Here is a 21179-nt window from a genome sequence, read left to right as displayed (position 1 = left end):
CGGCCATGGGCGGAAAAACATTCCTCCCGGCGGCGGCGGACGGTACGAAACGCAATTTACTCGGCGGCGAATTCACGCTTCTATCCGCCGGGTTTCAGCACGTGTTTTAGCATATGGGGAGTTGCACGATGAAATTGTGGAAAACCATTCTGGCCGCAGCGGCGCTGGCGTTGGCCGCCGGAACCTCGGCGATGGCCGCGCGAACTGACCTGGTCATCGGCATTCCGCTCGAACCCCCGCATCTCGATCCGACCGCGGGTGCCGCGGCTGCGATCGACGAGGTGCTCTACGCCAATGTCTTCGAGGGCCTGACCCGCATCGGACCGAACGGCGAAGTGCTGCCCGATCTCGCCGAAGGCTGGAGCATTTCCGACGACGGCAAGGTCTACACTTTCAAGCTGCATACAGGCGTGAAATTCCATGACGGCAGCGACTTCAACGCCGACGACGTGAAATTCTCGCTCGATCGTGCCCGCGCCGACAATTCCGTCAACGCGCAAAAGGGCCTGTTCGCCGCCATCGGCAAGGTCGAGGTCGTCGATCCCGCGACGGTGACGGTCACGCTGAAGAACCCGCAAGGCTCGTTCCTTTACAATATGGGCTGGGGCGACGCGGTGATCGTCGCGCCTGAGACAGCCGACACCAACAAGGAAAAACCGATCGGCACCGGCCCGTTCAAGTTCCAGAACTGGGCCAAGGGCTCATCGATCATGCTGGTCAAGTCGGACAATTACTGGGGCGCCCCGGTGTTCCTCGACAAGGCCGAGTTCCGCATCGTTCCGGACGCCGCCGCCGCCGTTCCGGCGCTGCTTTCCGGCGACATCCAGGCCTTTCCGTTCTTCGATCCTGACAGTGTCGCCCAGGTCAAGGACGACCCGCGCTTCAAGGTGGTGATCGGCTCGACCGAGGGCGAAACCATCCTGTCGATCAACAACAAGAAGCCGCCCTTCGACAAGCTGCAGGTCAGGCAGGCGATTTCCTTTGCGCTCGATCGCAAGGCGATCATCGACGGCGCCTCGGCCGGCCTCGGCGTGCCGATCGGCTCGCACATGTCGCCCGCCAGCAAGGCCTATGTCGACCTCACCGGCCTCTATCCGCACAATGTGGACAAGGCCAAGGAGTTGCTGAAGGAAGCCGGCCTGGAGAATGGCTTCAAGGCGACGCTGAAGCTGCCGCCGCCCTCCTATGCGCGGCTTGGTGGCGAGATCATCGCCTCCGAGCTTCGCGAAATCGGCATCGACCTCGAGATCATCCCTGTCGAATGGGCGCAGTGGCTTGATCAGGTCTTCACCAAGAAGGATTACGACCTGACCATCGTTTCCCACACCGAGCCCAACGACATCGATATCTATTCGCGCAAGGACTATTACTTCAACTACGACAATCCGGCCTTCGACAAGATCATCGACGAGCTGAACCTTACCTCCGACGAGGCCAAGCGCATGACGCTGCTCGGCGAGGCGCAGAAGGTTCTGGCCGATGACGCCGTGGTCGGCTTCCTCTACGAATTGCCGAAGGTCGGCGTCTGGGACGCCAAACTGCAGGGCCTATGGGAAAACGCCCCCATCCAGGCCAACGACCTGACCAAGGTGAAGTGGACGGATTGAGCCGCTGACAGAAGGGCGAAAGTTGCACTCCGTCACACCCCCCTCTGTCCTGCCGGACATCTCCCCCTCAAGGGGGGAGATCGAGCCCTCATCGCCGCTTTCGCTAACCACTAGCGTTGCAAGGACAGTGTCAGCGTGGAAACTGCCAATCTCCCCCCTTGAGGGGGAGATGTCCGGCAGGACAGAGGGGGGTGGGCGGGAACGCAAGCTTCGCCCGGTTTTTGCGTCCGGCAACACAGCGGTTCCTCAACGTCCATGACCGCCTACCTCCTCAAGCGCCTCGCCATCGCCGTCGTCACGCTGGTTCTGGCCTCGATGGTGGTCTTTGCCGTGCTGGAGATCATTCCCGGCGACCCGGCACGGCTGATGCTTGGCCTGAACGCCAGCGCCGACCAGATCGAATTGCTGCGCAACCAGATGGGCCTCAACGCTCCCGTCGTGCTGCGCTATCTGCATTGGGCCGGCGGGCTGCTGAGCCTCGATTTCGGCCGTTCCTATACCTATTCGGTGCCGGTCATCGATCTGGTCCGCGAGCGCCTCGTCGTGTCGCTGCCGCTAGCGTTGATGGCGCTGGCGCTGTCCACCGTCATTGCCATCCCGGTCGGGCTGTTTTCCGCCAGCCGTAGCGGCCGGGCCGGCGACACGATCGCTATGGGCGCCGCCCAGCTTGGCGTCGCCGTGCCCAATTTCTGGTTTGCGCTGATGCTGATCTATCTTTTCGCCGTCTGGCTGCGGCTGGTGCCTGGCGGCGGCTTTCCCGGCTGGAGCGCCGGCGTCTGGCCGGCGCTGAAATCGCTGCTCCTGCCGGCAATCGCACTCGCTCTGCCGCAGGCGGCGATCCTTGCCCGGGTCACCCGTTCAGCGCTGATCGAAGTGCTGAGCGAGGACTACATCCGCACCGCCCGCGCCAAGGGCCTGCCCTATCGTATTGTCTTGTGGCGGCACGCACTGCGCAACGCCATGCTCCCGGTGGTCACCATTCTAGGCCTGCAATTCGCCTTCCTGCTCGCCGGCACCGTCATCATCGAGAACGTCTTCTACTTGCCCGGCCTCGGCCGGCTGGTGTTCCAGGCGATCAACCAGCGTGACTTGATCGTGGTCGAGAGCGTCGTCATGCTGCTGGTCGCCGCCGTCATCGTCGTCAATTTCGTTGTCGATCTCTCCTATGCGGTGGTCGATCCGCGCCTGAGAGGCCGGCAATGACGCTGCACATCGACATCCCCGACGAGAACCTTGCCGGCATCCTGGCCAAGGCGTTCAAAAACCGTTCGTTCCTCGCCGGCTTCGTCATCACCGCGCTGGTGGCTGCGGTCGCGATCCTCTCCTTCTTCTGGACGCCTTACGATGTCACCAGGCTGGTCATTTCCGACAAGACCCAGGCGCCATCGCTGGCGCACTGGTTCGGCACCGACCATTTCGGTCGCGACATCCTGTCGATGATCATGGTCGGCGCCCGCAACTCGATCGCCGTGGCGCTGGTGGCGGTCGGCATCGGCATGGGCATCGGCGTGCCGCTCGGCGCCTTTGCCGCGGCGCGCGGCGGCATCGCCGACGACGTGCTGATGCGGCTGAACGACCTGGTCTTCGCCTTTCCGGCGCTGCTTTCGGCAATCATGATCACCGTCATCTTCGGGCCGGGCGCGTTCAACGCCATCATCGCCATCGGCATCTTCAACGTCCCGGTGTTCGCGCGCGTCGCCCGGGCCGGCGCCCTGGCGATCTGGCCGCGCGAATTCATCCTCGCCGCCCGCGCCGCCGGCAAAAGCAGGACGCTGATCAGCATCGAACATGTGCTGCCCAACATCGCCACGCTGCTGCTGGTGCAAGGCACCATCCAGTTCGCGCTGGGCATATTGGCCGAAGCCGGGCTTTCCTATGTCGGGCTGGGCACCCAGCCGCCGATGCCGAGCTGGGGCCGCATGCTGTTCGACGCCCAGACCCGCATGGTGGTGGCGCCCTGGATGGCGATCTTTCCGGGCATGGCGATCGTCGTCACCGTGCTTGGCCTGAACCTGCTTGGCGACGGCATTGCCGACATTCTCGATCCGAAATCGCGGCGGCAGCGATGAGCCTGCTCGAAATCGACAAGCTGTCGCTGACCATCGGCAGCACCCGTATCCTCAGAGACATCGAACTTTCCGTCGCGCCGGGCGAAGTGATGGGGCTCGTTGGCGAATCCGGCTCCGGCAAGTCGATGACGGCGCTCACCGTCATGCAGCTTCTGCCCTGGGCGGCGCACACCAGCGGACGCATCACCTTCGACGGCATCGACATCCTTGCCGCCAGCGAGGACCAGATGTGCGCGCTGCGCGGCGACGATATCGGCATGGTGTTCCAGGAGCCGATGACGGCGCTCAATCCGGTCAAGACCATCGGCGAGCAGGTCGCCGAGGGTATTCGCTGGCACACCAGGGCAAGCCGCGCCGACGCCGAGGAACGGGCGCGAAAAATGCTCGACCGGGTCGGCCTGCCGGCAGCACAATTCCCGCTGTCGCGTTATCCGCACGAACTCTCCGGCGGCCAGCGCCAACGCGTCGTCATTGCCATTGCCTGTGCGCTGAAACCCAAGCTGCTGATTGCCGACGAGCCGACGACCGCGCTCGACGTGGTGCTGCAGGCGCAGATCCTCGACCTTCTGCGCGACCTCGTAGCGGAAAACCGCATGGGTCTTCTGCTCATCTCGCACGACCTCGCCGTGGTGACGGAGATGGCGGACCGCATCACCATCCTGCGCCATGGCGAGGTGATGGAGGCCGGCGACACGGCCCGCACGCTATCTGAACAGCTTCACCCCTACACGCGCCAACTGGCGCAGGCCTCGATGCATTTGCCGGCGCGAGCCCGCACGCATGACAGCGGATCAGCCAAACCGCTGCTTCAGGTAGCGAACGTAACGCGGGACTATCCCGGACGGCGCATATCGATGTTGAAACCGGCAGCTCCCATCCGCGCCGTCGACGATGTCTCCTTCTCGATGGCGCCCGGCCAGTCGGTGGCGCTCGTGGGGCGCTCCGGCTGCGGCAAGTCGACGCTCGCCCGCATGGTCCTGGCGCTGGACAAGCCGACGGCCGGTGGGATCCGCTTCCGTGGCGACACCCTCACCGGCAAGAGCGAGGCGGAGCTGAAGCCGGCGCGGCGCGACATGCAGGTCGTGTTCCAGGACCCGTATGGTTCGTTCGACCCACGCCAGAAGGTCGAGAGATTGGTGGCCGAGCCGCTGCATGTGCTGGAGAAGAAGCCGGCGCCCGCCGCGCGGCGCGAAATGGTGGCGCATGCGCTGCACGAGGTCGGCCTGTCGCCTAAAGACATGGACAAATATCCGCACGAGTTTTCGGGCGGCCAGCGCCAGCGCCTGTCGATCGCCCGCGCCATCATCACCCGGCCGAAGCTGATCGTCGCCGACGAGCCGGTCTCGGCGCTCGACGTCTCGATCCGCGCGCAGATCCTCGATTTGTTCGCCGAACTCAACCAGAAACTCGGCATCGCCTATCTGTTCATCACCCATGATCTGACCGTCGCCCGCGCCATCACCGACGAAGTGATGGTCATGCATGACGGCAAGATCGTCGAGCGCGGCAGGACGAGCGAAGTGCTCGACCACCCGCAATCCGAAGCCGCCAAGGCGCTGGTCGCCGCCGCTCCCGATTTGCATCGGGCAATTGCGAAAAGGCTGCAGGAACAGGGGTGAGCAGCTTCGTGGCACGGCTTGATCCACAAAGCATACCTACCCCCTCACGTGAAAACTACACCGATCGCGGTCAATCAGGCGAGCGGAGTGTCGAGTCTAGCCACAAAGAAAGCAAGGATTCGACCGGCAACAATGGCGGACATTAGAATGGCTAAGGAGGCGGCGAAACGGGGCGTCGGGACCCTGTAAAGCCAAATCCCAACAAAGGAGGCGATAAACCTCCTTCTGTTCCAAACGACTAACAGGAGGGGCTAATGGTCGACCTATCAATGCTCGAGTGGTTAGAGGAGTGGTACCAAGGGCAGTGCAACGGCGATTGGGAACACCAATACGGCATAAAAATTGATACGATCGACAACCCTGGATGGGAAGTTTCAATAGATTTGCACGGGACGCAGCTCTATGGAAGAAAGTTTACAGACGTAAGCTTTCAGTATGGCGAGGAAATAGATTGGTTTTTTGTAACAGTCAAGGATGGTACTTTCAAGGGATTTGGAGGGGCAAGGAACTTGTCGAAGATTATCGAACAGTTTAAAAAGTTTGCGATGGAGACGCAAAGGTAAATAGAGAAATTAGATGCCTAAAGATTTTTTTCGCTAGATGTACAAAACTGGAACTACGGTGACAGTGCTGGACCTCACCACATAAATGAGACACGGCAATTTCTGTGACAGGTTATCCTGGAGGATGACCTATTACAGACAAAATGACGCTCAGAACGTCAGCAGTCAGCCGATGACTCAGTCTTGCGGCTTCACCACATCGGCCGGGCTGATGTCGAGCAGGTCGAGGGTGCGGCGCAACAGCTGCATCTCGCTTCCGGCAAGTTGCGAATCGGCCTTGGCGATCTCGGCCATGTGACGGGCGAGCAGCTTGCGCCGCTCGACGTCGAGGTCGCGAAACTGAGCGATGGCTTGCGAGCTGTTGGTCTCGTAGCCGAACTCGTTGAGATATTCGATAACGCTGTCGATGCTGGTTTCGGGAATGCCGAAGGCTTCCCGGCAGATACGCCTGAAGGCTGTCATTTCGCTTTCGCTGACCGATCCGTCGGCCAGGATCATGCGGAACAGCATCAGCAGTTCCGCCGACAGCACCGGATCGTCTGCGACCTTGCGCACGCCGGGATCGCCGTCGAAGATCGAGCGTATCTGGTCCAGCAATCCCATCGCCATCAGCCCCTTCCGATTCGTCGGGAAGGTAGCGCGGAATCGGCTTTGCGCAAACGGGGTGCGAAGGGTGGAACTGGGCAATCGCTTCAGGTTTTGAATTCGTCTCCTCACCCCTTTAGGGCGTTGGCGCTGCCCCTCACCTGCCTGCCGGCATCCTCTCCCCGTTTAGTGACGGGGAGAGGGCGCTCTCGTCACCGGTTTCGCCAATCGCAGACGCTGCAAGAAAAGGCGCCGACGTTGCGACCAGCCCTTTCTCCCCGTCACTATACGGGGAGAAATGCCCGGCAGGGCAATGAGGGGCGGCGGCGACATCGACAATTGGTGGTCTCCGCCACAATTTGGAAACTGTCATTCGTCTGAAGCGATTGCCCTTCGTGATCGAACTCGCGGCACCGTTCTGGCCACTCCCATAAAACTGCTGGCCGATCCGGCAAGCCCCGCTGCGCGCGCATTGGTGTGTGACCGCGCGACTGATAGTATGCCGTTGTACGAATCATGTTGAGGAGGGACCGGACATGAATCTCAGTGCGCCTACCCAGCTTATTTTCATCATATCCCTTGTCATCGCCATCATCGGCGTTCTCGCCGCGCTTGGCGTTCTTGCGTTTATCCCTTTGAATGCCGCGTGGATTGTCGTCATCGCCTACATCGTGCTGGCCGCCGGCTGCCTGATGCGCGGCGCTTAAACACGTCCAGACAATTCAGAATCTCAGGCAACTCGGAGCGCCCGGCCAAAAGCCGGGCGCTTTTGATTCTGCAGGATGGTCTGTTAGAATTCCTGGACGAGGGAAGCACATGCCCGCCAGCGAAGACGGCAGCCGCCACGACGGCCCAGGGCTCGATCGGTTCGAGATGGTGCGGCGCGCGCCCAGTCATCGGCTTCAAGGCGCCGTCACCGACATGTGCGGCTTTCGCGAAACCATGCCAGGCCATTTCCGCGTCATCGAATATGCCTCGCTGACCGTGCCGCTGGTCATCAGCTTTGCCGAACCCTTTGCCATCGGGCTCGGCAGGGACCCCGGCGACAATGACCGCTTCGCCAGTTTTGCCGCCGGCCTCTACGCCGGGCCGGTGGTGATCGAATCCTTCGGCGGCGCCTGTTGTGTGCAGATCAATTTCACCCCGCTCGGCGCTCGTCGCTTCTTCGGCCGGCCGATGAGCGAACTGACCGATCGCATGGTCGGCCTGGATGACGTGCTCGGCGTTGGAGGCGTCGCGCTTCGCGAAAGGCTTGGCAATGCGCCGGATTGGAGCTCACGCTTTGCCATCGCCGAGGCCTTCGTCGCCGACCGGTTGGCAACCACAGACGGCACTCAAGCCGAAATTGTCTGGGCCTATGAGACGATCGTCTCGACGAGTGGTCGGACCCGCATCTCGACGCTGGCCGAAAAGCTTGGCTGGAGCCGCAAGCATCTCGCCGGAAAATTTTCGGACGCGGTCGGCGTTGGACCCAAGACGCTCTCGCGCATCGTCCGCTTCAACCACGCGCTTTGCCTGTCGAGAAAGGCCAACAGCGATTGGGCCGACATCGCCGCCGACTGCGGCTATGCCGACCAGGCGCATCTGGTGCGCGAGTTTCGCGACCTCGCAGGCGTCACGCCGACGACTGTCGCCGTGAGGTAACATTTCTTCAAGACGCGCGACCGGCCTTCGCCCAGACTGGGTTGATCGACCAACACAGCGAAGGAGATCAGCCATGCCGAACACCACCGAAGCACCGCGGCTTTACCCGGCGCTGCGCTACAGAAATGCCGGCAAAATGATCGACTGGTTGTGCGAGGCCTTCGGCTTCAGCGTCCGCACCCGCTATGGCGAAGGCGACGTGGTGCACCATGCCGAACTCGCATTCGGCTCCTCGATCATCATGCTCGGCACGGCCCGCGACGATGCCTATGGAAAGATGGTCGGCGCGCCCGGCTCGGGCGGCGGCAAGTCGATCTATGTCGCGGTCGCTGACGCCGACGCGGCATACGCTCGGGCAAAAACCGCCGGCGCCGAGATTCTGGAAGAGCTCACCGACCGCGACTATGGCAGCCGCGAATTCATCTGCCGCGATCCGGAAGGCAATGTCTGGTCGTTCGGCACCTACTGGCCGAAGGCTGACGAAGCCGCCAGCTAACGCGCCAGCCCGAAAATCGCGTTGCAGTCGAGGTGGGTTTCCAGTTCGGCTGCGATCTCGTCCAGTGCCCGTTCGACCTCGGCGCGGTAGTCGATGCCGCCGCCCTTGACGCCGAGGCTTTCGAGGAATTTCGCCCGGAAGGCGTCGGCGGAAAACAGCCCGTGCATGTAGGTGCCTGACACCTTGCCGTCGGCGGAGATGGCGCCGTCATCGACGCCGTTGATAACGGCGGATGGCCGCAGCGTGTCGGGACCGGTGGTGCGGCCGAGATGGATTTCGTAGCCCTCGAGCGGCAGATCGAACGGCACCGAGCGCGCGCTGACATTGCGCACCGTCTTTTCCGGCTCCATAACCGTTTCGACGTCGAGCAGGCCGAGGCCTTGCGTCTCGGTAACGCTGCCCTCGATGCCGTCGGGATCGCGCACGCTATGGCCGAGCATCTGGAAGCCGCCGCAAATACCGACGATATGGCCACCGCGTTTCCTGTGCGCGGCAAGGTCGCGGTCCCAGCCATTCTCGCGGAATTTCACGAGATCGCCGATCGTCGACTTTGAGCCGGGAATGACCACCAGCCCTGCATCCTGCGGCAGGCGTTGGCCAGGCGGCACGAACACCACCTCGACCTGCGGTTCGGCCTTGAGCGGGTCGAGGTCGTCGAAATTGGCGATGCGCGAGAGCACCGGCACGGCGATCTTCAGCGCGCGCCTCTGGCCGGACGCCAGCCGTTCGAGCACGACGGAATCCTCCGACGGCAGCCGCGCCGCCGCCTTCAGCCACGGCACGATGCCAAAACAGCGCCAGCCAGTGAATTTTTCGATCGCCTCGATGCCGTCATCGAACAGCGAGACATCGCCACGGAACTTGTTGATGAGGTAGCCGACGATCATACGCCGGTCCTCCTCCGGCAGGATCAGATGGGTGCCAGCGACCGAGGCGATGACACCGCCGCGATCGATATCGCCGACCAGGATCACCGGCACGCCGGCGCGCGTCGCAAAGCCCATATTGGCAATGTCTCGGCTCCTGAGATTGATCTCGGCCGGCGAGCCGGCGCCCTCGACAATGACCAGATCGGCGCCCTCGCCGACCTTCGCCCAGGAGTCCAGCACCGCATCCATCAACCGGCCCTTCAGCGCCTGGTAGTCGCGCGCCCGCGCCTCGCCGAACACCTTGCCCTGCACGACAACTTGAGCGCCGACATCGGTCTGCGGCTTGAGCAGCACCGGATTCATGTGGATGGTCGGCGGCACGCCGCAGGCGATCGCCTGCAGCCATTGCGCGCGGCCGATCTCACCGCCGCTTGAATCGCCGGGAATATCGGCGACGGCGGCATTGTTCGACATGTTCTGCGGCTTGAACGGCCGCACTTTCAAGCCGCGGTTCTTCGCCGCGCGGCAAAGACCGGCGACGAGCACCGTCTTGCCGACATCCGAACCCGTGCCCTGCAGCATGATTGCCTTGGCCATATCAGCCCCTGCCCTGCGCAACGGTTCCGGTGATCGTCGACTTGGCTGCCAGCGGGCCGCCGCGCCAGAGATAGAGCGCCATCAGTGGCTCCTTGCCGGTGCGCATGGCGTGGCTGACGTCAGAGGCATGGTGGATCACCTCGCCCGCCGCTCGAAGGCGAAAACCGCCATCGCCCATGCGCCATTCGGTGCCGCCGGTAAGCGGGACGTAGATCTCCTCCGCGACATGGTGGTGATCGGGGTAGACGATGTCGGGCCCAAGGATCAGCAGGCCGGCCGCGACCTCTTCATTGACGAAATGACCGCGCGTGCCGAATACCTCCAGCCAGCCGTAATTGTCGATGAAAATCTTGCCGAAATCCGCTTCGCCATAGGTCTGGCCCCAGCGCAGATCGCCGCGACGCTGCGCAACCAGCCGCGCCAGCGGCTTGGCCGCAGCGGGAGCGAGTTCGACGATACGGTCGAGCAGGACGAGACAAGGCAGTGCATGCGGTTCGAGCGGCCGGCTTGGCATGTCCCAGCCGATTCGGGCCACGGCGTCGCGCACCAGCGCATCATCGAACGTCTGGAGATAGGCATGGAAGCGTCCAAGCAGTTCGTCGAAATTTGTCGTCACACTTTGCTCCAAAGCGCATTCGCACACAGCGGCTGCGCAGACGGTCGGGTTGCGCGGCGGCATCATTGGTCTAGATTGGACGGCGCGCAAAGCCAAAAACGACAGGCCAGCAGGCCGGAAACATCAGGGAGCACGCCATGGACGCCGCTGTCGATGCGGGCACCAGCCAGTTCGAACTCAACGAGGACCAGCGCGCCATCCAAGAGATGGCCGAGGCCTTCGCCGCCGATCGTGTGGCGCCGAACGCACTCGACTGGGATCGCAACAAATATTTCCCCGCCGACGTGATCCGCGAGACCGGCCCGCTCGGCCTTGGCGGCATCTATGTCCGCGACGATGTCGGCGGCTCGGGGCTCGGCCGGCTCGACGCCGTGCTGATCTTCGAGGCGCTTTCGCGTGCCGATCCGGCGTTTTCCGCCTTCATCTCGATCCACAACATGGCAGCATCGATGATCGACCGCTTCGGCAGCGACGAGCAGCGCCGGCGCTTCCTGCCCAAACTGACCTCGATGGAATGGCTGGCAAGCTACTGCCTGACCGAGCCGGGCTCGGGCTCGGATGCGGCGGCGCTGAAGACGCGCGCGGTCAAAAGCGGCAGTGACTATGTGCTGAACGGCGCCAAGCAGTTCATCTCCGGTGCCGGCGACAGCGACCTCTATGTCGTCATGGCGCGCACCGGCGCCGACGGGCCGAAAGGCATTTCCACCTTCGTCGTGTCGAACGATGCGCCCGGCCTTTCCTTCGGCGCCAACGAACACAAGATGGGCTGGCACATGCAGTCGACCCGCCAGGTCGTCTTCGAGGACTGCAAGGTGCCGGCGGAAAACCTTTTGTCGGCAGAAGGCGCCGGCTTCGGCATCGCCATGGCCGGGCTCGACGGCGGCCGCTTGAACATCGCCGCCTGTTCGCTCGGCGGCGCGCAATCGGCACTCGACAAGGCTCTCGCCTACACCGCCGAGCGCAAGGCCTTCGGCTCGAAGATCAACCAATTCCAGGCGCTGCAGTTCAAACTCGCCGACATGGAGACCGAACTGCAGGCAGCGCGCATCTTCCTCTACACCGCCGCCTCGAAGCTCGACCGCAAGGCGCCGGATGCCGGAAAATGGTCGGCAATGGCCAAGCGCTTCGTCACCGACACCGGCTTCAACGTCGCCAATGACGCCCTGCAGTTGCATGGCGGCTATGGCTATCTGCACGATTACGGCATCGAGAAGCTGGTACGGGATCTGCGCGTCCACCAGATCCTCGAAGGCACCAACGAGATCATGCGCGTCATCATCGCTCGCGCGCTGATCGTACGGTAAGGCAGTAGGCAGTAGGCAGTAGGCAGTAGGCAGTAGGCAGTAGGCAGTAGGCAGGAAGATGACCGGCAAGATCAATTCGTACAAGGATCTTATCGTATGGCAGCAGGCGATGGATCTGGCCGTCACCACCTACTCCTTGACCAAGGCATGGCCAAAAGAAGAATTGTATGGGTTGACCAGCCAAATTCGCCGCTCAGCAACCTCTATTCCTGCAAACATCGCGGAAGGTCATGGTCGAGACAACAGAGGCTCCTATCAGCAATTTCTCAGGATAGCCCAAGGATCGTTGAAGGAGTTCGAGACACACCTTGAGATCGCTGAACGCATTGGCCTTGCCACGCATGACCAAGCTTATCACGTACTGTTAGCGACCGAGGGCATCGGAAAAATGCTTCGCCAACTTATTAGCAAACTTGCGCCCGAATAGGTCGCCTACTGCCTACTGCCTACTGCCTGCCTTACCCAAACCGCGGAGTGCCATTATGACCACCATCGCCTTCATCGGCCTCGGCAATATGGGAAATCCGATGGCCGCCAACCTGGTCAAGGCCGGGTATGCCGTGCACGGCTTCGACCTGGTGCCGGAAAACCTCGTCATCGCCAGGGAGCACGGCGTCGTCATCATGGCCAATGCCGTTGCGGCGGTAAAGGATGCCGATGCGGTCATCACCATGCTGCCGGCCGGCAAGCATGTGCTGTCGGTTTACGCAGACATCGCGGCCAAGGCGAAAAAAGGCGCGTTGTTCATCGATTCCTCGACCATCGACGTCGAGTCGGCGCGAAAGGCCCATGCCACCGCGGCCAAGCACGGATTGCTGACGATCGACGCGCCGGTCTCCGGCGGGACGGGCGGTGCGGCGGCCGGCACGCTGACCTTCATGGCCGGCGGTTCGAAGGACGCCTTCGCCAAGGCCGAACCGATCCTCAAGCCAATGGCCGGCCGCATCGTTCATTGCGGCGACGACGGCGCCGGGCAGGCGGCGAAGATCTGCAACAACATGATTTTGGGCATTTCGATGATCGGCGTTGCCGAGGCCTTCGTGCTGGCGGAAAAGCTCGGCCTGTCGCACCAGGCGCTGTTCGACGTCGCCTCGACCTCGTCCGGCCAGTGCTGGTCGCTGACCACTTACTGCCCGGTGCCCGGCCCTGTGCCGACATCGCCCGCCAACAATGGCTATAAGCCCGGGTTTGCAGCGGCACTGATGCTGAAGGACCTGAAACTGTCGCAGGAGGCCGCACAGAGCGTCGGTGCGGCAACGCCGCTCGGCGCCGAGGCAGCCCAGCTTTATGCGCTGTTCAACGCACAAGGCAATGCCGGCGCGGATTTTTCCGGCATCATCAATTTCCTGCGCGGTGACCCTGCGTAAGGTCAAATTTCATAGTTTTCGATCTGCCCAAAGCGGAAAGTCGGCAAATTTAGGTTTGCTTAAGCTCTTGCTAACCCTGCAGTAACGATGTGCGTTTAAAACGGATTGCGAGGCGGACATCCGCCCGGCGCTCCGGATCAGGTCTCGCGTACCGGAGCCCGTAAGTTTCGCCGTAAGTTTCGCAAGTGTATTGTTGGCGAAGCACCATGCGTATCTGGCAAAGCCGCGTTCCGATGGAGCGCGGTTTTTGCGTTTTCGCCATGTCGTCGGAGCTATATTCCGATTGCCGCGTCGCTGATGCGGCCCTTCGGTGCTGTCTCAGTTTGAATTTCCGCTCACGACCCCCACATGAATTTCGGCTCGCTACCATTTCCACCGAGCGGGCTCGAAAGCTTGAAGGCAACCCAGTTGCAGACATAGTCGCGAAGACTATTTCATTAGAGGCTATACGGCCGCACGAATCTCTTCACATATTGAGGTCCCGCAATGGCGCACGAGCCTCGAAAAAGACCACTGTTCCGCAAGCTCGATAATCATCTATTGCGCGTGAGCGACCTCGATGCAGCCGTATCGTTCTATGGGGATCGTCTCGGTCATGCGCTCGTTTGGCGGGACGATGAAGCCGCCGGCTTTGCGCTGCCTGAAACCGATGCGGAGCTGGTTGTCCATCTTCATATCGGTCCCGAGACCGACATCCTGGTCGATAACGTGGACGACGCGTTTGAGGAATTCTTGGCCGCCGGCGGTGAGGCTGTGCAACCGCCATTCGAGATCGCGGTCGGGCGGTGCGCCCGTGTCCGCGATCCTTTCGGCAACATTGTTGTGATCTTGGACCAATCGAAAGGGATGTTGGTCACTGACGCGAAGGGGCACGTCATCGGTGTCAAGGCGGGCCAGTGATCACGCGTGGTCGTCGATACTGCCAACAGCCTCGCCTGGCGAACTCTTCGCCATAAAGCGGCATTCAAACTCCGGGCGCCCGATTACCGGACGCCCGGCGATCGTTCCATCTTACCGCTTGCGCAAATCTGCTTCGGCCAGGTCGAGCGCCCTGGCGATGCGGTCGCAGGCCATGTCGATCGTCTCGCGCGTCCAGATCAGCGGCGGCGACAGGATCATCGTGTCGCCGGTGGCGCGCAGCATCATGCCTTGGGCAAGGGCGTGGTCGCGAACCATCACCGCCGCGCTGCCGGCCGGCAGGAAGCGCTCCTTGGTCACCTTGTCCTTGACGATCTCGATCGCCCCCATCAGCCCGAACGAGCGCACCTCGCCAACCAGATCATGCCCACCGAAACGTTCCTGCAGCGCCTTGGCGAAGTAAGGCCCGGTGTCGTTCCTGACGCGCTCGATCAGGCCCTCGCGCTCGATGATCTCGAGGTTCTTCAGCGCCACCGCGCAGGCCACCGGATGCCCGGCATAGGTGTAGCCGTGATAGAATTCGCCGCCCTTTTCGACCAGCGTCGCCGCGATGCGGTCGCCGACAAGCAGCGCCGACAGCGGCTGATAGCCGGAGGTCAGCGCCTTGGCCGTGGTGATGGTGTCGGGCTCGACGTCGAAGGCTTGTGCGGCGAACCATTCGCCGGTGCGGCCATAGCCGGTGATAACCTCGTCCAGCATCAGCAGTACATCGTATTTGCGGCAAATGCGCTGCACTTCCGGCCAATAGCTCATCGGCGGGATCTTCACCCCGCCTGCCCCCATCACCGGCTCGCCGATGAAGGCGGCGACCTTGTCGGCGCCAGCTTCGAGGATCGCGTCCTCGACCGCTTTTGCCGCGCGCAGGCCGAAATCATGGTCGCTTTCGCCGGGCAGTGCCAGCTCATAGGCATAGGGCATCATCACATGGACGATGTTGGGCACGGCGCCGCCGAGCTGCTTGTGCATCAAATCCATGCCGCCGAGCGAGGCGCCGGCTATGGTCGAGCCGTGGTAGCCCATCTTGCGCGAGATGATGCGGTTCTTCTCGGGCCTGCCTTCCAGCACCCAATAGTGGCGGACGAGGCGCAGCGCCGTGTCGTTGGCCTCCGAACCGGATGAGCCGTAGAACACCTGGTTGATGTGCCTTGGCGCGATCTCCGCCAGCTTTTTCGACAGCAGAACCGGCGTCGGCGTCGAGCATTTGAAGAAGGAGTTGTAGTAGGGCAATTCCTTCATCTGGGCGTAGGCGGCGTCGGCAAGCTCGTCGCGGCCGTAGCCGACATTGACGCACCATAGCCCGGCCATGCCGTCGAGGATTTCCGTCCCTTCGGCATCGTAGATGAACGGACCGTTGGCGTGGGTGATGATGCGCGAGCCGGTCTCGCGCATCTCCTTGTGGTCGGTGAACGGATGAAGGTGATGCGCGGCATCGATCTGCTGAAGCTGCTTCAGCGAATAATTCTGGTAGGTCATGTCTGGTCTTTCCTCTTGAACCAATCCGGCAGCTTTCGCGCCGGGGCGGATTCGTTAGAGGACAGCGGGCGGCGAATAGCCGATACGGGCGCACAGCCGCAACAGCTCGGCGCGAAGCGTGCGCGGCGACGGCGTCACCGCCACCCCAAATGCGCACCCCGATTTCGCCAGCCGAGCCATGCATGTACCTTAGGCTGCCTCCAGCCCTCAGTTCAAGCCGTACCGGTCAAGCGATGTCGGTCAATTGGTGCCAGTCAGGGCCCGCTGCAGGAAGACGTACTTCATCGCCGCCTGTGCGGCCTGCGGCCGCCGATCGCCGCGCCCGCCATGCCCGCCCTCGGTCTCTTCGAAGAACAGCGTCTTGCCATGGCCCGCCGCCTGCAGCCGCGCCGCCATCTTGCGGGCATGGCCGGGATGGACGCGGTCGTCGGCAGTCGAGGTCGTCAGCAGTACCGGCGGATAGGCTGCATCCGTGTCTACATGCTGGTAGGGCGAATAGGAGGCGAGCCAAGCTGCCTCTTCCGGCTTCGCCGGATCGCCATACTCGGCCATCCATGACGCGCCGGGCGGCAGCTCGGTGTAACGCAGCATGTCGAGCAGCGGCACGTCGATGATCACCGCGCCGAACAATTCCGGGCGTTGCGTCAGCGAGACGCCAGTCAGCAAGCCCCCGTTCGAACCGCCCTGGATGCCCAGCGTGGCCGGTGTGGCGATGCCGCGTTTGACCAGATCTTGCGCCACCGCTGCGAAATCGTCGAATGCATTCTGGCGATTGGCCTTGAGCGCCGCCTGGTGCCAGTTCGGGCCGAACTCGCCGCCGCCGCGGATGTTGGCCTGCACATAGGCATTGCCCTTCTCCAGCCACAGCCTGCCGCGCACGCCGGCATAGCCGGGCAGCAGCGGCACTTCGAAGCCGCCATAGCCGTAAAGCAATGTCGGCACCGGCCCGTCCTGGTCGCGCCGCCTGACGACGAAGTACGGGATCATCGTGCCGTCCTTCGAGCGCGCCTCGAACTGTTCGGAGACCAGGGACGACGCATCGAAGCGCGCCGGCTGCGACTTCACCGTTGCCAGCGCCGCGGCATTATCGTCCGACCAGATGATCGAGCTCGGCGTCAGGAAATCGGTGAAGGAGAAGGAGACGCTGGAGCCGAAATGCTCGGCATGGCTGATGCCGACATTGCCGTTTTCGGGCAATGCAACGGGCTTGAACTCCCAGCCGCTGTCGCTGCGCTCGCCGGCGATGACCTTGCCGCGCACATTGTCCATCAAATTGATGAACAGCCGGGCCTGCGTGCGGGCGATGCCGGCGATCGAGACACGGTGCGCCGGCTCGAGCACGATATCGATGGATCCGAACAGACCGGTTTCGATCCAGCGCTCGAAATCGAGTGAATAGAGCCCGTCGGGCTTGCACAGCGTGCCGTCCGGCGCCGTCCACGGGGTACGCACGCCGAAGACAAGCTGGCCCTTGAACAGCGCCGTATCGGTGACGTCGTCCGGCAACGGGATGCGCCGGTTCTCGCCAGAAGGCAGCCGCAGGAAACTGTGCGAGGCGAAGAAGTCGAGCGTCCGGGCCAGGAAGACGTGGCGCCTGTCACCGTCGAATTCGACGGATCCGCCGGCGGCGAGATCCTGCTTCAGCGCCTCGAAGATCGGCATCGCCGCTTCCAGTGGCGTGCCGCGCCGCCAGAGCTTGACCACGCGCGGATAGCCGGACTGGGTCATGTCGTCCTCCTCGAAGGCGGCGGAAACGATGACCGTGTCCTCGTCCAGCCAGCTGAAGTTCGATTTCGAGGCGGGAGCACGAAAGCCACCCTCGACGAAGGACCTGCTTTCGATATCGAATTCGCGCATCTCGCTGGCATCGCCGCCATCCGGCGACAGGCTGAGCAGGCAGCGGCTGAAATCGGGGTAAAGCCGGCTGGCGCCGCTGAACACCCATTTCACCCCCTCTTCCGCCGCCAGACTGTCGAAGTCAATGATCGTCTGCCAATCCGGCTTGTCGGTCTTGTAGGACGCGACGGTGGTGCGCCGCCAGAGGCCGAGTACGTTCGTGCGGTCCTGCCAGAAATTATAGACATGGCCGTTGATAGCGGCCCCGACGGCGATGTTATCCTCGGCCGTCATCAGGTCGAGCGCGGTCTGGAACGTTGCCTGGTAGGACGGGTCACCCTGCAATTCGGCGACAGTGATTTCATTCTGGCGATGAACCCAGTCGAGCGCTCGCTGGTCAGTCCTGCCCTCCAGCCAGAGGAAGGGATCTTCGGCCGCCGGATCCGGTTGGGCCTGGCTGTTCAATTTGGTCATGAGGTCTCCGGTTGAGTCGGGCGTCGGCATCGCCAAGATCGACACGGGGCCGCTAATATTCAAGTCATTGCGTCAGAACGGCGACTTCAGGCATTCACACCATCCGCCTTCGAATGACCGTTACAAGCCCCAGCGCCAGGCAAATGGCGCCAAGCGTGAGCGGCAGGCCGCCTGCGCCAACAACATCCATGGCGCCGCCCGCCAGCGGCGGCACGGCGATGCCGCCGACGCCCCACATCAGCGAAAAGGCGGCGTTGCCGGCGACCAGCGCCGAGCCGGTGAACCGCTCGCCGAGCTCGATGATCGACATCGTGTAGATGCCGTAGGAAACCGCACCCCAGATGAAGACGCATGGCCATATGAGCGGCGTCTCGATGAGAACCGGCAACAGCACGCATCCGAGCACCGTCACCGCCACACAGATGAACCGCACCAGCCGCGCCGTCAGTCGTTCCGCCAACAGGCCGAGCGGCACCTGCATAGCGATGTTGCCGGCGATCATCACCGACAGCAGCGCCGACATGCGCGCTTCGGCGATGCCGTAATGCGTTCCGTAGACCGGCAGCAAGGCGAGCACTGCCTGTTCGAAACCGGCGGCCACCACGACCGCCGACAACAGCAGCCACGCCTGCGGCACGAATCCCAGCACCGAAACCCGGTGCCCGCTCTCGTCGACCCTCGGCAGCCGTGCCAGCACCGAGGCAAGGCAGGCGCCGCAAAACAGGAATGCGCCGATGCCGACCAGAAACGGCGGCCATCCCACGGTGCCGACCGCAAGCAGGCACAGCGGCCCCGCCGCAAAGCCCGCCGAAATGATCGTCGAATAGATGCCCATGACGCGGCCGCGGCGTGCTGGCGGCGCCAGTGCAATCACCCAGACTTCGCTCAGCACGTAGAGCGGGTTGGTGACCCCACCGATCAAAAAGCGCAGCGGAAACCACAGATAGACATTTTGCGTCCAGCCGATCAGCGCCAGCACCAGCGCGGAAAGTGCCGCGCAAGTAAGCGCGGTGCGCCCGGCCCCGAAACGGCGCGCCAGCGCTGGAACCAACGGCGAGGAGACGATGAAGCCGATCGGCGTCATTGCCGCCGACAGGCCGATCATGGCCGGCGAGACGCCCTGGCGCTGCAGGATGAAGCTCAACAGCGGGTAGCTCAGCCCTTGCGCAATGGCGAACACCGAGACAGTCGCGATCACGCCGGTGATCGCCGCCCATTGCACTGCCTCGCCGCTGTTCTGTTCCGCCCGGTCCATGATGCAGGATTAGCGTTTCGGTTCCGTCGCAGTAAGCACCGGCACCGAAAACCGCTTGCGCCAGCCGGAACGCGATCAAGAGGCTGACGATCCCGCCGGCTGCCCCCAGGGCATGTCGCTTCCCTCGTCCTAGTGGTCGCCGCCTCCGCAATGGCCGGACGGCCGGCAGTCCATTATGCCGCCGCATTGCCGCAGCGTACGAGGACTATCATGACCGCCGCCCTTCAGCCCGCCGAACCGGCACTGGCAAACGACCGCGCCCGTCGCGGCGGCCGCGCGGGGAAGCGTGCCGGCGGATCGGCGGTGTTCGAGCAGCCGCCGTTTCGCCAGTTGAAGAACCCGCTGACGCCGACCCGGCTGGTTTCCGACGACGAGCTGGAATCCATCCACCTCGCCTCTCTGCGGGTGCTGCGGGAAATCGGCGTCGACGTGCTGCATGACGAAGCCCGGCGCATCATGAAGGCGCATGGCGCCGATGTCCGCGAAGGCAGCGAGCGGGTGCGCTTCGACAGCGACATGATCCTGGAACTGGTTGCGCACTGCCCGCCGGAATTCACCATCCACGCCCGCAACCCGGCGCATAATGTGCGCTTCGGTGGCGATAATCTGATCATCTCGATGATGGCGTCGGCACCCAATTGCTCCGACGTCGACCGCGGCCGCCGGCCGGGCAACCAGCAGGACTACCGCAACTTTCTCAAGCTTGCGCAGATGCACAACATATTGAATTGCACGGGCGGTTATCCGGTCGAGCCGATCGACATCCATCCGTCCGTGCGACACCTCGAATGCATCCGTGACCTCGCCACGCTGACCGACAAAATGTTCCACATCTATTCGCTCGGCAAGGAGCGCAACGTCGACGGCATCGAGATCACCAGGATCGCACGTGGCATTAGCCACGAGCAACTGCTCGCAGAGCCGTCGGTATTCACCATCATCAACACCAATTCGCCGCTCAAGCTCGACGTGCCGATGATGGAAGGCATCATCCAGATGTCGAGCAAGGGTCAGGTGGTCGTCGTGACGCCGTTCACCCTGTCCGGCGCCATGGCACCGGTGACGATTGCCGGCGCGCTGGTGCAACAGAATGCCGAGGCGCTGTCCGGCATCGCCTTCGCGCAGATGGTGCGCAAGGGCGCTCCTGTCGGCTACGGCGGCTTCACCTCGAATGTCGACATGAAGTCCGGCGCGCCGGCCTTCGGCACGCCGGAATATATGAAGGCGCAGCTGGTCGGCGGCCAGCTCGCCCGCCGCTACAACATCCCCTACCGCACCTCCAACACCTGCGCCGCCAACACCGTCGACGCGCAAGCCGCCTATGAAAGCGTGTTCTCGCTGTGGGGTGCCATCCAGGGCGGCGGTAATCTGATGATGCATGCCGCCGGCTGGCTCGAAGGCGGCCTGCGCTGCTCCTATGAGAAGACCATCCTCGACATAGACCTGTTGCAGATGGTCGCCGAGTTCCTGACGCCGCTCGATCTTTCCGACGAGGCGCTCGGTTTCGACGCCATCCAGTCGGTCGGCCCCGGCGGCCATTTCTTCGGCACCCAGCACACGCAGGACCGCTACAAGACCGCCTTCTATGCGCCGATCATTTCGGACTGGCGCAATTTCGAGAGTTGGGCGGAGGCTGGGTCACCGACCGCGCTCGAAAAAGCCAATCGCGTCTGGAAGGAGCGGCTGGCCTCCTATGAAGAGCCTTATATGGACCCGGCGATCCGCGAGGAGCTCAATGCTTTCGTCGACAAGCGCCGGGCCGAAGGCGGCGCCCCGACCGATTTCTGATCATCTGATGAGTAGTCGACCCCCACTCCGTCGAGCTTCGCTCGACACCTCTCCCCCGATCGACGGGGTAGAGGAAGGGCGCGAAACGATTCCAGTTGG

19 protein-coding genes are annotated in these 21179 nt (G+C 62.9%); 13 read left to right on the top strand and 6 right to left on the bottom strand.

What is annotated here, in order from left to right:
* Positions 1–128 precede the first annotated feature (128 nt).
* The 5 genes from NKJ93_RS16460 (at position 129) to NKJ93_RS16440 (ending at position 5858) form a co-directional block, all read left to right on the top strand.
* Positions 129–1607, top strand: coding sequence for an ABC transporter substrate-binding protein (locus NKJ93_RS16460; protein ID WP_352495966.1), 1479 nt, complete (start codon positions 129–131; stop codon positions 1605–1607).
* Between the two features lie 255 nt (positions 1608–1862).
* Positions 1863–2810 carry an ABC transporter permease gene (locus NKJ93_RS16455; protein ID WP_352495965.1) on the top strand — a complete coding sequence of 316 codons (948 nt, stop codon included), beginning with the start codon at positions 1863–1865 and terminating at the stop codon, positions 2808–2810.
* Complete coding sequence (locus tag NKJ93_RS16450) at positions 2807–3676, top strand: ABC transporter permease (RefSeq protein WP_352495964.1); 870 nt, start codon at positions 2807–2809, stop codon at positions 3674–3676. The genes NKJ93_RS16455 and NKJ93_RS16450 overlap by 4 nt, the downstream gene beginning before the upstream one ends.
* Complete coding sequence (locus NKJ93_RS16445; protein WP_352590187.1) at positions 3673–5295, top strand: ABC transporter ATP-binding protein; 1623 nt, start codon at positions 3673–3675, stop codon at positions 5293–5295. Before NKJ93_RS16450 ends, NKJ93_RS16445 begins: the two co-directional genes overlap by 4 nt.
* A 254-nt stretch (positions 5296–5549) precedes the next feature.
* Positions 5550–5858: an immunity 53 family protein gene (locus tag NKJ93_RS16440; protein ID WP_352495962.1), complete on the top strand. Its 309-nt coding sequence runs from the start codon at positions 5550–5552 to the stop codon at positions 5856–5858.
* A 177-nt stretch (positions 5859–6035) separates the two neighbouring features.
* Here the strand turns inward: NKJ93_RS16440 and NKJ93_RS16435 are convergent, their stop codons facing one another.
* Positions 6036–6467 carry a TerB family tellurite resistance protein gene (locus NKJ93_RS16435; protein ID WP_352590184.1) on the bottom strand — a complete coding sequence of 144 codons (432 nt, stop codon included), beginning with the start codon at positions 6465–6467 and terminating at the stop codon, positions 6036–6038.
* Between the two features lie 512 nt (positions 6468–6979).
* Between NKJ93_RS16435 and NKJ93_RS16430 the strand changes: the two genes are divergently transcribed.
* The 3 genes from NKJ93_RS16430 to NKJ93_RS16420 all read left to right on the top strand — a co-directional run bounded on the left by NKJ93_RS16430 (position 6980) and on the right by NKJ93_RS16420 (position 8583).
* Complete coding sequence (locus NKJ93_RS16430; RefSeq protein WP_023676480.1) at positions 6980–7150, top strand: hypothetical protein; 171 nt, start codon at positions 6980–6982, stop codon at positions 7148–7150.
* A gap of 109 nt (positions 7151–7259) precedes the next feature.
* On the top strand, positions 7260–8087 hold the full coding sequence (locus tag NKJ93_RS16425; RefSeq protein WP_031194284.1) for a helix-turn-helix domain-containing protein: 828 nt from the start codon (positions 7260–7262) through the stop codon (positions 8085–8087).
* 73 nt (positions 8088–8160) lie between these two features.
* Positions 8161–8583 (top strand): VOC family protein, encoded by a 423-nt coding sequence (locus NKJ93_RS16420; protein WP_023719962.1) that lies wholly within the window; start codon positions 8161–8163, stop codon positions 8581–8583.
* Here the strand turns inward: NKJ93_RS16420 and NKJ93_RS16415 are convergent.
* Both NKJ93_RS16415 and NKJ93_RS16410 read right to left on the bottom strand, forming a co-directional pair.
* Positions 8580–10049, bottom strand: coding sequence for a cobyric acid synthase (locus NKJ93_RS16415; protein WP_352484188.1), 1470 nt, complete (start codon positions 10047–10049; stop codon positions 8580–8582). The genes NKJ93_RS16420 and NKJ93_RS16415 overlap by 4 nt on opposite strands.
* 1 nt (position 10050) lies before the next feature.
* Positions 10051–10665: a dimethylsulfonioproprionate lyase family protein gene (locus tag NKJ93_RS16410; protein ID WP_352484187.1), complete on the bottom strand. Its 615-nt coding sequence runs from the start codon at positions 10663–10665 to the stop codon at positions 10051–10053.
* Positions 10666–10802: 137 nt separating this feature from the next.
* Between NKJ93_RS16410 and NKJ93_RS16405 the strand changes: the two genes are divergently transcribed.
* From NKJ93_RS16405 to NKJ93_RS16390, 4 genes are all read left to right on the top strand, one after another.
* A complete protein-coding gene (locus tag NKJ93_RS16405) occupies positions 10803–11969 on the top strand; it encodes an isobutyryl-CoA dehydrogenase (RefSeq protein ID WP_352484186.1) in 1167 nt (388 codons plus the stop codon).
* Positions 11970–12027: 58 nt separating this feature from the next.
* The gene (locus NKJ93_RS16400; RefSeq protein ID WP_352484537.1) at positions 12028–12396 is read left to right on the top strand and encodes a four helix bundle protein; all 369 of its coding nucleotides are present in this window, start codon (positions 12028–12030) and stop codon (positions 12394–12396) included.
* 55 nt (positions 12397–12451) lie between these two features.
* The gene (mmsB, locus tag NKJ93_RS16395; RefSeq protein WP_352484536.1) at positions 12452–13336 is read left to right on the top strand and encodes a 3-hydroxyisobutyrate dehydrogenase; all 885 of its coding nucleotides are present in this window, start codon (positions 12452–12454) and stop codon (positions 13334–13336) included.
* A gap of 486 nt (positions 13337–13822) precedes the next feature.
* The gene (locus NKJ93_RS16390) at positions 13823–14236 is read left to right on the top strand and encodes a VOC family protein (RefSeq protein WP_156948098.1); all 414 of its coding nucleotides are present in this window, start codon (positions 13823–13825) and stop codon (positions 14234–14236) included.
* A 111-nt stretch (positions 14237–14347) separates the two neighbouring features.
* On the opposite strand, the gene NKJ93_RS16385 is transcribed toward NKJ93_RS16390, so the two are convergent.
* The 3 genes from NKJ93_RS16385 to NKJ93_RS16375 all read right to left on the bottom strand — a co-directional run bounded on the left by NKJ93_RS16385 (position 14348) and on the right by NKJ93_RS16375 (position 19292).
* Positions 14348–15727: an aspartate aminotransferase family protein gene (locus tag NKJ93_RS16385; protein WP_352590181.1), complete on the bottom strand. Its 1380-nt coding sequence runs from the start codon at positions 15725–15727 to the stop codon at positions 14348–14350.
* Between the two features lie 240 nt (positions 15728–15967).
* A complete protein-coding gene (locus NKJ93_RS16380) occupies positions 15968–18037 on the bottom strand; it encodes a prolyl oligopeptidase family serine peptidase (protein ID WP_352590179.1) in 2070 nt (689 codons plus the stop codon).
* A gap of 94 nt (positions 18038–18131) precedes the next feature.
* Complete coding sequence (locus NKJ93_RS16375) at positions 18132–19292, bottom strand: MFS transporter (RefSeq protein ID WP_352590175.1); 1161 nt, start codon at positions 19290–19292, stop codon at positions 18132–18134.
* Between the two features lie 210 nt (positions 19293–19502).
* On the opposite strand from NKJ93_RS16375, the gene NKJ93_RS16370 reads away from it, so the two are divergent.
* Positions 19503–21080 (top strand): trimethylamine methyltransferase family protein, encoded by a 1578-nt coding sequence (locus tag NKJ93_RS16370; RefSeq protein WP_352590172.1) that lies wholly within the window; start codon positions 19503–19505, stop codon positions 21078–21080.
* Positions 21081–21179 lie beyond the last annotated feature (99 nt).

This window comes from Mesorhizobium sp. M0028, assembly GCF_040323855.1.
In the GTDB taxonomy this organism is placed as follows: Bacteria; Pseudomonadota; Alphaproteobacteria; order Rhizobiales; family Rhizobiaceae; genus Mesorhizobium.
The sequence above is the reverse complement of the archived record's forward strand: the minus strand, read 5'-3'. Positions and strand labels throughout refer to the sequence as shown.

What these genes read in the sequence shown, in the direction of transcription:
- NKJ93_RS16380 (WP_352590179.1), bottom strand. Translation starts at nt 18,037, where the DNA reads ATGACCAAATTGAACAGCCAGGCCCAACCGGATCCGGCGGCCGAAGAT.
- NKJ93_RS16415 (WP_352484188.1), bottom strand. Translation starts at nt 10,049, where the DNA reads ATGGCCAAGGCAATCATGCTGCAGGGCACGGGTTCGGATGTCGGCAAG.
- NKJ93_RS16445 (WP_352590187.1), top strand. Translation starts at nt 3,673, where the DNA reads ATGAGCCTGCTCGAAATCGACAAGCTGTCGCTGACCATCGGCAGCACC.
- NKJ93_RS16440 (WP_352495962.1), top strand. Translation starts at nt 5,550, where the DNA reads ATGGTCGACCTATCAATGCTCGAGTGGTTAGAGGAGTGGTACCAAGGG.
- NKJ93_RS16450 (WP_352495964.1), top strand. Translation starts at nt 2,807, where the DNA reads ATGACGCTGCACATCGACATCCCCGACGAGAACCTTGCCGGCATCCTG.
- mmsB (WP_352484536.1), top strand. Translation starts at nt 12,452, where the DNA reads ATGACCACCATCGCCTTCATCGGCCTCGGCAATATGGGAAATCCGATG.
- NKJ93_RS16400 (WP_352484537.1), top strand. Translation starts at nt 12,028, where the DNA reads ATGACCGGCAAGATCAATTCGTACAAGGATCTTATCGTATGGCAGCAG.
- NKJ93_RS16420 (WP_023719962.1), top strand. Translation starts at nt 8,161, where the DNA reads ATGCCGAACACCACCGAAGCACCGCGGCTTTACCCGGCGCTGCGCTAC.
- NKJ93_RS16460 (WP_352495966.1), top strand. Translation starts at nt 129, where the DNA reads ATGAAATTGTGGAAAACCATTCTGGCCGCAGCGGCGCTGGCGTTGGCC.
- NKJ93_RS16370 (WP_352590172.1), top strand. Translation starts at nt 19,503, where the DNA reads ATGACCGCCGCCCTTCAGCCCGCCGAACCGGCACTGGCAAACGACCGC.
- NKJ93_RS16390 (WP_156948098.1), top strand. Translation starts at nt 13,823, where the DNA reads ATGGCGCACGAGCCTCGAAAAAGACCACTGTTCCGCAAGCTCGATAAT.
- NKJ93_RS16455 (WP_352495965.1), top strand. Translation starts at nt 1,863, where the DNA reads ATGACCGCCTACCTCCTCAAGCGCCTCGCCATCGCCGTCGTCACGCTG.
- NKJ93_RS16425 (WP_031194284.1), top strand. Translation starts at nt 7,260, where the DNA reads ATGCCCGCCAGCGAAGACGGCAGCCGCCACGACGGCCCAGGGCTCGAT.
- NKJ93_RS16385 (WP_352590181.1), bottom strand. Translation starts at nt 15,727, where the DNA reads ATGACCTACCAGAATTATTCGCTGAAGCAGCTTCAGCAGATCGATGCC.
- NKJ93_RS16430 (WP_023676480.1), top strand. Translation starts at nt 6,980, where the DNA reads ATGAATCTCAGTGCGCCTACCCAGCTTATTTTCATCATATCCCTTGTC.
- NKJ93_RS16435 (WP_352590184.1), bottom strand. Translation starts at nt 6,467, where the DNA reads ATGGCGATGGGATTGCTGGACCAGATACGCTCGATCTTCGACGGCGAT.
- NKJ93_RS16405 (WP_352484186.1), top strand. Translation starts at nt 10,803, where the DNA reads ATGGACGCCGCTGTCGATGCGGGCACCAGCCAGTTCGAACTCAACGAG.
- NKJ93_RS16375 (WP_352590175.1), bottom strand. Translation starts at nt 19,292, where the DNA reads ATGGACCGGGCGGAACAGAACAGCGGCGAGGCAGTGCAATGGGCGGCG.